Here is a 10,690-nt window from a genome sequence, read left to right as displayed (position 1 = left end):
GGCGCGGGCTTCACGTAGGCGGCGACGTCGCCGATGAGCTCGAGGACCGCCGGGGAGGTCGCGGTGACCGCCTGCGGGGTGACGTTGATCTCGGCCTTGCGGAGGAGCTTCTTGAGGTCCTCGATCTGGCCGGGGATCGCGAGGGTGACGACGTCACCGGCGCTGCCCGCACGAGCCGTGCGGCCCGAGCGGTGCAGGTACGCCTTGTGCTCGGTCGGCGGGTCGACGTGGATGACGAGTTCGACGTCGTCCACGTGCACACCGCGGGCGGCGACGTCGGTGGCGACGAGGACCTTGGCGGTCCCGGCGCTGAAGGCCGCGAGGTTGCGGTCGCGGGCCACCTGCGAGAGGTTGCCGTGCAGGTCGACCGCGGGGATGCCGGAGTCGGTGAGCTGCTTCGCGAGCTTCTTGGCGTGGTGCTTCGTGCGCATGAAGAGGATGCGACGGCCGCTACCCGAGGCGAGGGCCTGGATGAGGTCCTTCTTCGACTCGACCGAGGGGGTCGTGAAGACGTGGTGCGTCATCGCGGCGACGGGCGAGTTCGCCTCGTCGACGGAGTGGAGCACCTCGTTCTGCAGGAACTTGCGGACGAGCTTGTCCACGCCGTTGTCGAGCGTCGCGGAGAAGAGCAGACGCTGCCCGCCGCGAGGCGTCTTGTCGAGGATGCGCGTGACGACCGGCAGGAAGCCGAGGTCGGCCATGTGGTCGGCCTCGTCGAGGACGGTGATCTCCACGGCGTCGAGGTTCACGAAGCCCTGCTTCATGAGGTCCTCGAGGCGGCCGGGGCAGGCGATGACGATGTCGACGCCGGCGCGGAGCGCCTCTTCCTGACGCTTCTGCGAGACGCCGCCGAAGATCGTGGTGGTCTTCAGCGAGTAGGCGTCGGCCAGCGGCTGCATGACCGCGGCGATCTGGGTGGCGAGCTCGCGCGTCGGTGCGAGGACGAGTCCGAGCGGGCGACCCGGGCGGCGCTTGCCACCGGCGAGGGCGCCGCCGAGACGGGCGACCATCGGGATGCTGAAGGCGAGGGTCTTGCCGGAGCCGGTCTTGCCGCGGCCGAGGACGTCGCGTCCGCCGAGGGTGTCGGGGAGCGTGTCGATCTGGATGGGGAACGCGCTCGTCTTGCCGTCCTTCGCGAGGGAGGCGACGAGTGGTGCCGGGACGCCGAGGGCGTCGAAGGTGATGGTTGCTTCGGTCATGGGTGTGTGTCTCTTTCAGGCACGGCCACGAGCTTCGATGACGGCTGCCGGCGCACTCGTGTGCGGTAGCGGGCACTGCCGGGATGACCACGCACGTGATGACTCACGTGGATGGTACGGCGTGCTTCCGTCGGCGTCGTCGCTGGTGGGAGGTGGCGAAGGCGCAGGTCGCGCATCCGTTCGCCGTATGAAGTGTCATCGACCCTGGCATGCACCGCTGGGTGCCGCGCAGGGGAGAGAGGGAGCGTTCTACGACGCAAGCGAGTACCGCACCGGAGGGTGCGATCGCACGCAAGTTCCTCCAGCGTAGCGCATCCGGCGAGGAGTCTGCTGGGAGTGGCGCGTTACGGCTGTGTTTCCATCTCCTGGAATCGGTCGTCGGCGCTTGACAGTCCGCTGGAACAGGTGAGTAATGTGTCACCCACCACAAACCCGGATCCGTGTACTGTGTCACACGGTACAGAAAGGCCTGTCGCCCATGAGCTTCGACGAAGACGCCCGAGCAGCGAGCACCGCGGTGCACGCGGGAGGCCGGTACGCCGCCGTCGCACCGATCGCAGGAGTCCGCATCCCGCTGGGCGCCGGACAGGTCGCGCTGGGAGACGGCGAACTCGGTGCGTGGCAGCGTCGGAACCGGGACGCCACCGTCCCGCACTCGATCGAGCAGCTCCGCCTGGCCGGCAACCTCGACAACCTCGCCCGGATCGCCGACCCGGGGGACGGCACGTCACGCTTCCGCGGACGCTACCCGTTCCTCGACACGGACGTCTTCAAGACCCTCGAAGGCCTCGCCTACCTGCTCGCCGAGGACGAGGTCGTCGGGGCGGCACCCGGCGACGTCCGCGACTTCTACGAGGAGGCCGTCGGCGTCATCGAAGCCGCGCAGCGCGACGACGGCTACCTCAACTCCTACTTCCAGGCTCCGGAGATCGAGAAGGAACCCTGGGAGGACCTCGCCTGGGGCCACGAGCTGTACAACCTCGGGCACCTCATCCAGGCGGCGGTCGCCGCGAAGCGTCGTCTCGGCGACGACCGTCTGCTGCACGTCGCACGGGCCTTCGCCGACCTCGCCGTCGAACGGTTCGGACCGGACGGCGACCCGCAGGTGTGCGGGCACCCCGAGGTCGAGATGGCCCTGGTGGAGCTCTTTCGCGAGACCGGCGAGCCGTCCTACCTCGAGCTCGCGAGCGCGTTCATCGACCGACGCGGCCACGGCACGGTCGAGCTCCGGGTCTTCCCCGCCGAGTACTTCCAGGACTCGGCCCCACTGCGCGACCTCGACTCCGTGACCGGACACGCCGTCCGCATGGCGTACCTGGCAGCCGGAGCGACCGACGTCGCCCTCGAACGCGGCGACCAGGAGCTGCTCGCGTCGCTGCAGCGGCTCTGGGACGACATGGTGGAGACGAAGCTCTACCTCACGGGCGGCCTCGGGAGTCGACACTCCGACGAGGCGATCGGCGACCGCTACGAGTTGCCGTCCGAACGCTCCTACAGCGAGACGTGTGCGGCGATCGCCGTCATGCAGTGGGGCTGGCGCCTGTACCTCGCGACCGGGTCGGCGGCCGTCCTCGACACCGTCGAGACCGTCCTCTACAACGCCTACGCCGCCGGCCTCTCCGCGGACGGCATGGCCTTCTTCTACGACAACCCGCTGCAGCGTCGCCCCGACCACCTGCAGCGGTCGGGGGCGGAGGCGGACGGCGAACTCCTCAGACGGAGCTGGTTCGGCTGCCCGTGCTGCCCGCCGAACATCGTGCGCTGGACCGCGGAGCTGCAGGATCACCTCGCGACGTCGACCCCCGCCGGTGTCGAAGTCGCCCACCTCACCGCGGCGTCGATCACGACCGAGCGGCTCTCCGTCACCGTCGACACCGCGTATCCGTGGGACGGAGCGGTCACCGTGACGGTGGACACCGCCGCCGACGACGAGGTCGAGCTCGCGATCCGCATCCCCGCGTGGGTCGTGGGCGGCTCCATCCGCGTGGGCGGGTCGACCGCGCCGCTCGAACCCGTCGACGGGTGGATCCGTGTCCGGCGGTGGTGGCGTGCCGGCGACACCGTGGAGCTCGACCTCCCGATGCCGGTCCGGGCCCACGGCGCGCACCCCTCCGTCGACGCCCTCCGCGGCTCGATCGCCTTCGTCCGCGGACCGATCGTCTCCTGCGCCGAGCAGCAGGACACGACGGCGGACCTCGACCTCCTGCGGTTCTCCGGAGCCGACGCGGATCGCGCGGTCGTCGAGCACCGTCGGATCCTGGACCGGGAGGGGATCGACGCCGTCGCGCTCCTCGTCCCGGCGGTGATCGACGCCCCCGCTCCGGCCGTGCTCTACCCGGTCCTCTCCGGTGCGCCCGAGGCCGAGCCGGCCGCGGCACCGCTCGCCGACACCGAGACGACGGCCTCGGTGACGCAGACCACCGCGACCCTCATCCCCTACGCCCTCTGGGGCAACCGCGAACCGGGTGCCATGCGCGTCTGGTTCCGCGCCCGCTGACCTCCTCCCGCCCCTCGACCCCGCTCCACCCTCTCCACCCTCGGGCGACCCGCCCGATCGACACGAAAGCAGAGCGTCATGAAGCAACGATTCTCCATCACCGCCCTCGCGGCGGCGGCCGTCCTCCTCCTCGCGGGGTGTACCTCCGCGGGTTCGGGCTCGGGAGGTGACGGACCGTCCAGCACCCCGGTGAAGGGCGGCACCGTCGACGTCCTCCTCAACGCGGACTTCTCGCACCTCGACCCGGTCCAGGGCTTCGACGGCGGCGTGAACAACTTCTACCGCCTCATCTACCGCACGTTGACGACGCAGTCCACGGGCGAGGGCGCCAAGGGCACCGAGATGGTCCCCGACCTCGCGACCGACCTCGGCACGGTGAGCGACGACGGCCTCCAGTGGACGTTCACGCTCAAGGACGACCTCAAGTTCGAGGACGGCACGCCGATCACGAGCAAGGACGTCAAGTTCGGCGTCGAGCGCTCCTTCGACCCGGCCATCGCCGTCGGATCGCCCTACGCCCGCCTGACGATCGCCGGGACGGACTCGTACGAGGGCCCGTACATCACGGGTGACCTGCCGTCCATCCAGACGCCGGACGACCAGACCATCGTCTTCACGCTCAAGGAGCCGTTCGCCGACTTCGCGAGCGTCGTCGGGCAGAACAGCTTCACGCCCTTCCCGGCCGACACCGAGCGGGTGACGACGACGAGCCTCGACAAGATGCCGATCGCCTCCGGCCCCTACAAGGTCGACAGCTACGAGCGCGGTTCGCAGCTGAAGCTCGTCCGCAACGACTCGTGGGACCCGAAGACGGACGACGTCCGCAAGGCCTACCCGGACGGCTTCGACTTCACCTTCGGCCTCGACGCCTCGACCATCGACGAGCGCATGATCGCCGGCCAGGGTGACGACGCGAACGCGATCGCCGGATCCGTCCAGGCGGCCTCCATCTCCCGGATCCAGACGCCGGCACTCAAGGCACGGACCATCGCCGGTCTCCAGGGCTGCACCACGTACATGGGTCTGAACACGACCAAGCCGAACATGGACAACCCGCTGGTCCGCCAGGCCATCGCCTACGCCATCGACCGCGAGTCGGTGAAGGACGCCTCGGGCGGATCGCAGCTCGCGGACATCGCGACCACCATGCTGCCGCCCACCGTCGCCGGTCACACCGAGTTCGACCTCTACCCGAGCAAGGACAACGCAGGCGACCCGGAGAAGGCCAAGGAACTCCTCGCCGAGGCGGGCCTCCCCGACGGCTTCTCCTTCACGCTCGACATCCGCAGCCAGCCCAAGATGCAGGCGCAGGCCGAGGCGGTGCAGCAGGCGCTCGCGAAGGCCGGCATCACGGTGAACTTCAACCTCATCGACACCTCGACCTACTACGAGGTCATCGGCACGACGTCGCAGCAGAACGACGCCGCCATCACCGGCTGGTGCCCGGACTGGGCCTCCGGTTCGACCTTCCTGCCGCCGCTCTTCGACGGCTCGCAGATCTTCCCGAAGGGCAACTCGAACATCGCGCAGCTGAACGACCCCGCCGTCAACGAGCGCATCGCCGAGATCCGCGCGATGACCGACACCGACGAGGCCAACGCCGCTTGGGGCGCGCTCGACGAGCAGATCCAGAAGCTCGTGCCGACGGTGCCGCTGCTGTTCGAGAAGACGGTCATGGTCGTCGGAGCCAACGTCGCCGGTGCGTACTCGCACGCCGGGTACTCCGGTGGCATCGACTACGTCTCCGTCGGCCTGTCCTCGGCCGGCAAGTAGTCGGAAAGCCGGTAGCCGCAGATGTCGTCGTCCGTTCCCAGTGAGCTGACCACCGTCGCCGAGGAGGTGGGTGCGCCGGTCGGTGCGCCCACCCCCGCGCGGCGGGTGATCGCCACCCTCCGTTCCAGCCCACCGGTGCTGCTCAGCGTCGCGTTCATCGTGCTCGTCGTGCTGCTCGCGATCCTCGCCCCGCTGATCACCGCGATCAGCGGCTGGGGTCCGTACACCTTCGACAAGTCGGCGGTGGACTCCGACCTCGGCGGCGTGCCGATCGGCAACCTCGGCGGGATCTCCGCCGAGCACTGGTTCGGGGTCGAACCCGGGAACGGACGCGACATCTTCGCGCGCATCGCCTTCGGTGCGCAGGTGTCGCTGTCGATCGCCGTCTCGGCGACGATCGTCACCACCGTGCTCGGCGTCGTGCTCGGCATGCTCGCCGGCTTCTACGGCGGGTGGGTCGACCAGGTCGTCTCCCGCGTCATGGACTTCCTCATGGCGTTCCCGTCGCTCATCTTCATGATCGCGCTCCTGTCGGCCCTGCCCGCCGGCAACCGACCGGTCCTGCTCGTCGTGGTGCTGAGCCTCTTCGGCTGGCCGTACACCGCCCGGGTGGTGCGCGGTCAGGCGATGTCGCTGCGGACGAGCGAGTTCGTCGAGTCGGCGCGCGCTTCGGGTGCCGGAGGCATCCGCATCGTCTTCCGCGAGATCCTGCCGAACCTCCGCGGCACCATCATCGTCCTGGCCACCCTCGCCGTTCCCGGTTACATCGGCACGGAGGCGGGCCTCTCCTTCCTCGGTGTCGGCGTCACCCCGCCCACGCCGAGCTGGGGCCAGATGATCGCGACCGCGGTCGGCTGGTACGCGGTCGACCCGATGTACTTCCTGATCCCCGGCACCTTCCTGTTCCTCACGGTGCTGTCCTTCACCGTGCTCGGCGACCGCCTGCGCAAGGCCCTCGACTCGGGAGACGCCGCCTCATGACCCTCTACCTCCTGCGCCGCATCGCGTCGGCGATCGGCATCCTGCTGCTCATCAGCCTCTTCACCTACGTCATCTTCTTCCTGCTGTCGCCCGACCCGGCGGTGCAGATCTGCGGCAAGACCTGCACCCCCGACCGCATCGACCAGATCCGGGCGCAGCTCGGGCTCGACCAGCCGTTCTGGCAGCAGTACCTCGAGTTCATCCGGGGGATCGTCATGGGCCGGAGCTACGGGGAGGGCGCCTCGGCGGTCTCCTGCGCGGCACCGTGCCTCGGCTTCAGCTTCCAGACCAACGAGTCCGTCATGGACATGATCACCGCGCGCTTCCCCGTGACCGCGACGGTCGCGATCGGTGCGGCGGTCCTCTGGCTGCTCGTCGGCGTCAGCGGTGGCCTGCTCAGCGCCGTCAAGCAGGGGACCGGCTGGGACCGTGGCGCGATGATGGTCGCCCTCGCCGGCATCAGCCTGCCGAACTACTTCCTCGCGCTCCTCCTGCAGTACGTCCTCGTGGTGCAGCTGCAGATCCTGCCGTTCCCGCAGGCCGTGCCCTTCGCCGAGGACCCGGTCCGGTGGTTCCAGAACTACCTCATGCCGTGGATCGTGCTCGCCCTCGGCTACGCGTCGATGTACGCGAGGCTCGTCCGGGCGAACGTCATCGACACCCTCGGTGAGAACTTCATGCGGACCGCCCGGGCGAAGGGCCTGCCCGCGCCGCTCATCCTGCGCCGCCACGCGCTGCGGCCCGCGCTCACCCCCGTCGTCACGCTCTTCGGCATGGACTTCGCGGGCCTCCTCGGGGGCGCCCTCATCACCGAGACGGTGTTCGGACTGAACGGCGTCGGCAAGCTCGCCGCCGACTCGATCGCGAAGAACGACCAGCCCGTCATCATGGGCGTCACCCTCCTGGCCGCGTTCTTCGTGGTCATCGGCAACGTCGTGGTCGACGTCGTGTACACGTTCCTCGACCCGAGAGTGAGAGTGAAGAGCGCATGAGCCCCACCGTCACCAGGACCATCTCCCTGCCCGTCCCCGGTGCAGCGCTGCTCGAGGTCGACGACCTCACGGTCACCTTCCCGACCACCTCCGGCGACATCGACGTGGTGCGGAAGGCGTCGTTCGCGGTCCAGCACGGTCAGACCCTCGGCATCGTGGGCGAGTCCGGCTCCGGCAAGTCCATGACCTCGCTCGCGATCATGGGACTGCTCCCGAACGGCGGGCGTACGACCGGCAGCGTCCGGCTGAGCGGACACGAGCTCGTCGGTCGCAGCGACCGCGAGATGCGCCGAGTGCGCGGCGATCGGATCGCGATGGTCTTCCAGGACCCGCTCTCCTCGCTCAACCCGTACTACACCGTCGGGTTGCAGATCGAGGAGGCGTACCGCGCCCATCGCGGCGGGTCCCGGAAGGCCGCCAGGGCCGTCACGATCGAGGCCCTCGAACGGGTCCGCATCGCGGACGCCTCCCGGCGGGTCGACCACTACCCGCACCAGTTCTCTGGCGGCATGCGGCAGCGCATCATGATCGCCATGGCGCTCTGTCTGGAACCCGACCTGCTCATCGCGGACGAACCGACGACGGCGCTCGACGTCACCGTCCAGGCGCAGATCCTCGACCTCCTCTCCGAGCTGCAACGGGAGACCGGTGCCGGCATGATCTTCATCACCCACGACCTCGCCGTCGTCAGTCAGGTCGCCGACGACGTGCTCGTCATGCGCGGCGGCGACCCCGTCGAGATGGGCACGGCCGAACAGATCTTCTCCCGGCCGCAGGCGGCGTACACCCGGGCGCTCCTCGACGCCCTCCCGCGGATCGACGACCCGTTCACCGAGCGGCCGACGGCACCCGCCACGACCGGAGAGGGACAGGCATGAACGACGCACCAGTGCTCCTGCAGGCCACCGGGCTCACGAAGGACTTCACCACGAGGGGCGACGGCGCGTTCCGCGCACGCACCACGCAGTTCCGCGCCGTCGACGACGTCGGGTTCGCCGTCCGCGCCGGCGAGACGCTCGGCATCGTCGGGGAGTCGGGCAGCGGCAAGTCGACGACCGCGCGGATGATCGCGAAGCTCATCGAACCGACCGCCGGCACGATCACCTTCGACGGCGAGGACGTCACCACTGCGCGTGGGCCGGCGCTCGCCGCGTTCCGGGCGAAGGTGCAGGTCGTCTTCCAGGACCCGTTCTCCTCCCTCAACCCGAGGCACACCGTCGAGCGCATCGTGTCGGCACCGCTCGACTACCAGGGCATCACCCCGAAGCAGGGCAAGCGTGCCCTCGTGCGCGACCTGCTCGACCGCGTCGGCCTGAACCCCGACCACCTCCAGCGCTATCCGCGGCAGTTCTCCGGCGGCCAGGCCCAGCGCATCGGGATCGCCAGGGCGCTCGCCGTCTCCCCGAAGCTCGTGATCTGCGACGAGGCGGTGTCGGCGCTCGACGTGTCGGTGCAGGCACGCATCATCGACCTGCTGCGCGACCTGCAGGCCGAGCGCGGTCTGAGCTACCTGTTCATCGCGCACGACCTCGCCGTCGTGCGGCAGATCGCGCACGACGTCGCGGTCATGCACCGGGGCAAGGTGGTCGAGCAGGGTGACCGCGAGGCGATCTTCGACCACCCGCAGGACGAGTACACGAAGACCCTGCTCGCCGCCGTGCCCACGATCGACCCGAGCTGGGAGGCCGCGCGTGCCACCATGCTCGAACAGGAGCGGACGCACGGACCGGCCGCCGGAAGGACACAGGCATGACCCACCGCACCACCACCTCCCTGCTGCCGGGGATCCACGTGACCGACCACACGGTCGACGTCCCGCTCGACTGGCGACGGCCCGACGAGGGCCGCACGATCAGCGTGTTCGCCCGCGAACTCGTCGACCCCCTGCGTCGCGAGGAACAGCTCCCGGTCCTCGTGTTCCTCCAGGGCGGACCGGGCGGCAAAGGCCCGCGTCCGGTGTCCAGGGACGGCTGGATCGCCGAGGCCCTCCGCACCTTCCGGCTCGTGCTGCTCGACCAGCGCGGCACCGGGCGGAGCACCAGGATCGACGGCCGGTCCATCGCGGCCGTCGGTGACGCTGCCGCACAGGCCGAGTACCTGGAACGCTTCCGGGCAGACTCGATCGTCGACGACGCCGAGTACCTGCGCCGCACCGTCTTCGGTGGCCGTCGCTGGTCGACGCTCGGTCAGAGCTACGGCGGGTTCCTCACCCTCACCTACCTCTCGCGAGCCCCGGAGGGACTGGCCGCCTGCTACGTCACCGGCGGTCTGGCGGGCATCCACCCGTCGGCGGCGGAGGTCTACCGACGCACCTATCCGCGCACCGAGCGCAAGAACCTGGCCTTCGCTGAATGGTACCCCCAGGACGTCGACACCGTCGCGCGGATCGCCGACCGACTCGCCGCCGAGGAGGTGCTCCTGCCGGACGGCGATCGACTCACCGTGCGGCGCTTCCAGAACCTCGGGATCGACTTCGGGATGAAGCCCGGTTACGAGCGTCTCCACTGGCTGCTCGACGAGGCGTTCGACAGCGGCGACCGCTTGAGCGACACCTTCCTGGCGCAGGCCTGGGGGAGGACGTCCTACGTCGACAACCCCCTCTTCATCGCCCTGCAGGAGAGCATCTACGGTGCCGCCGGCGCGGGGGCGACCGCGTGGGCGGCGCAGGCCGAGCGCGATGCACGGCCGGCGTTCGCCGAGACGGCCAGGCCGCTGCTGTTCACGGGCGAGATGGTCTATCCCTGGATGTTCGAGGAGATCCGCTCGCTCCGGCCCTTCCAGGGTGCAGTGGAGCGACTGGCGGCCAAGACCGACTGGGACCCGCTGTACGACCCCGCGGTCCTGCAGGCGAGCACGGTGCCGCTCGCCGCGGCCGTGTACTTCGACGACATGTACGTGGACGCGCAGCTGCAGTTGGAGACGGTCGACGCCGTCGGCGGGGCGACCGCCTGGGTCACGAACGAGTACGAGCACGACGGGATCCAGGACGCCGCCGTGGTGCGCCGCCTGTTCTCGATGGTGGACGAGCGCGGCGGCCGTCGCGCGGATGAGGAGCAGGCATGACCGACACGCAGCAGCAGGCGCCCGAGCAGACGGCGGGCCTCGCGCCGGCCACCACGGAGGCACCAGCCACGTCCATGCCGCGCCCGGCGAACCCGGACCCGAAGCTGCCCCGCCTGGCCGAGGTGCCGGCGTTCCGCGAGTTCCTCGGCACCGGCTGGGGCACCCCCGACCGCACGCCGCCGGTC

General features: G+C 69.8%; 8 protein-coding genes and 1 pseudogene. 8 read left to right on the top strand and 1 reads right to left on the bottom strand.

Annotated features, from left to right (window positions below; all coding sequences use genetic code 11):
• The coding region (locus IFT89_RS18440) for a DEAD/DEAH box helicase (RefSeq protein ID WP_202939680.1) at window positions 1-1,199 on the bottom strand (1,199 nt) is incomplete at its 3' end.
• A gap of 478 nt (window positions 1,200-1,677) precedes the next feature.
• On the opposite strand from IFT89_RS18440, the gene IFT89_RS18435 reads away from it, so the two are divergent.
• The 8 genes and pseudogenes from IFT89_RS18435 to IFT89_RS18400 all read left to right on the top strand — a co-directional run.
• Complete coding sequence (locus tag IFT89_RS18435; RefSeq protein WP_194644048.1) at window positions 1,678-3,696, top strand: glycoside hydrolase family 127 protein; 2,019 nt, start codon at window positions 1,678-1,680, stop codon at window positions 3,694-3,696.
• A gap of 78 nt (window positions 3,697-3,774) precedes the next feature.
• Window positions 3,775-5,469, top strand: a complete 1,695-nt coding sequence (locus IFT89_RS18430; RefSeq protein ID WP_202939679.1) for an ABC transporter substrate-binding protein — start codon at window positions 3,775-3,777, stop codon at window positions 5,467-5,469.
• Window positions 5,470-5,514: 45 nt separating this feature from the next.
• Window positions 5,515-6,450 carry an ABC transporter permease gene (locus IFT89_RS18425; protein ID WP_064294392.1) on the top strand — a complete coding sequence of 312 codons (936 nt, stop codon included), beginning with the start codon at window positions 5,515-5,517 and terminating at the stop codon, window positions 6,448-6,450.
• Complete coding sequence (locus tag IFT89_RS18420; protein ID WP_079705218.1) at window positions 6,447-7,442, top strand: ABC transporter permease; 996 nt, start codon at window positions 6,447-6,449, stop codon at window positions 7,440-7,442. The genes IFT89_RS18425 and IFT89_RS18420 overlap by 4 nt, the downstream gene beginning before the upstream one ends.
• Window positions 7,439-8,320: an ABC transporter ATP-binding protein gene (locus IFT89_RS18415; RefSeq protein WP_079705219.1), complete on the top strand. Its 882-nt coding sequence runs from the start codon at window positions 7,439-7,441 to the stop codon at window positions 8,318-8,320. The genes IFT89_RS18420 and IFT89_RS18415 overlap by 4 nt, the downstream gene beginning before the upstream one ends.
• On the top strand, window positions 8,317-9,195 hold the full coding sequence (locus IFT89_RS18410; RefSeq protein ID WP_202939678.1) for an ABC transporter ATP-binding protein: 879 nt from the start codon (window positions 8,317-8,319) through the stop codon (window positions 9,193-9,195). Before IFT89_RS18415 ends, IFT89_RS18410 begins: the two co-directional genes overlap by 4 nt.
• Window positions 9,192-10,505, top strand: coding sequence for an alpha/beta fold hydrolase (locus IFT89_RS18405; protein ID WP_202939677.1), 1,314 nt, complete (start codon window positions 9,192-9,194; stop codon window positions 10,503-10,505). The genes IFT89_RS18410 and IFT89_RS18405 overlap by 4 nt, the downstream gene beginning before the upstream one ends.
• Window positions 10,502-10,690: pseudogene (locus tag IFT89_RS18400) on the top strand (hypothetical protein); the annotation flags it as partial. The gene IFT89_RS18405 and the pseudogene IFT89_RS18400, both read left to right, overlap by 4 nt.

Origin of the sequence: Plantibacter sp. CFBP 13570 (assembly GCF_014841395.1) — a bacterium.
GTDB lineage: Bacteria > Actinomycetota > Actinomycetes > Actinomycetales > Microbacteriaceae > Plantibacter > Plantibacter auratus.
The sequence above is the reverse complement of the archived record's forward strand: the minus strand, read 5'-3'. Positions and strand labels throughout refer to the sequence as shown.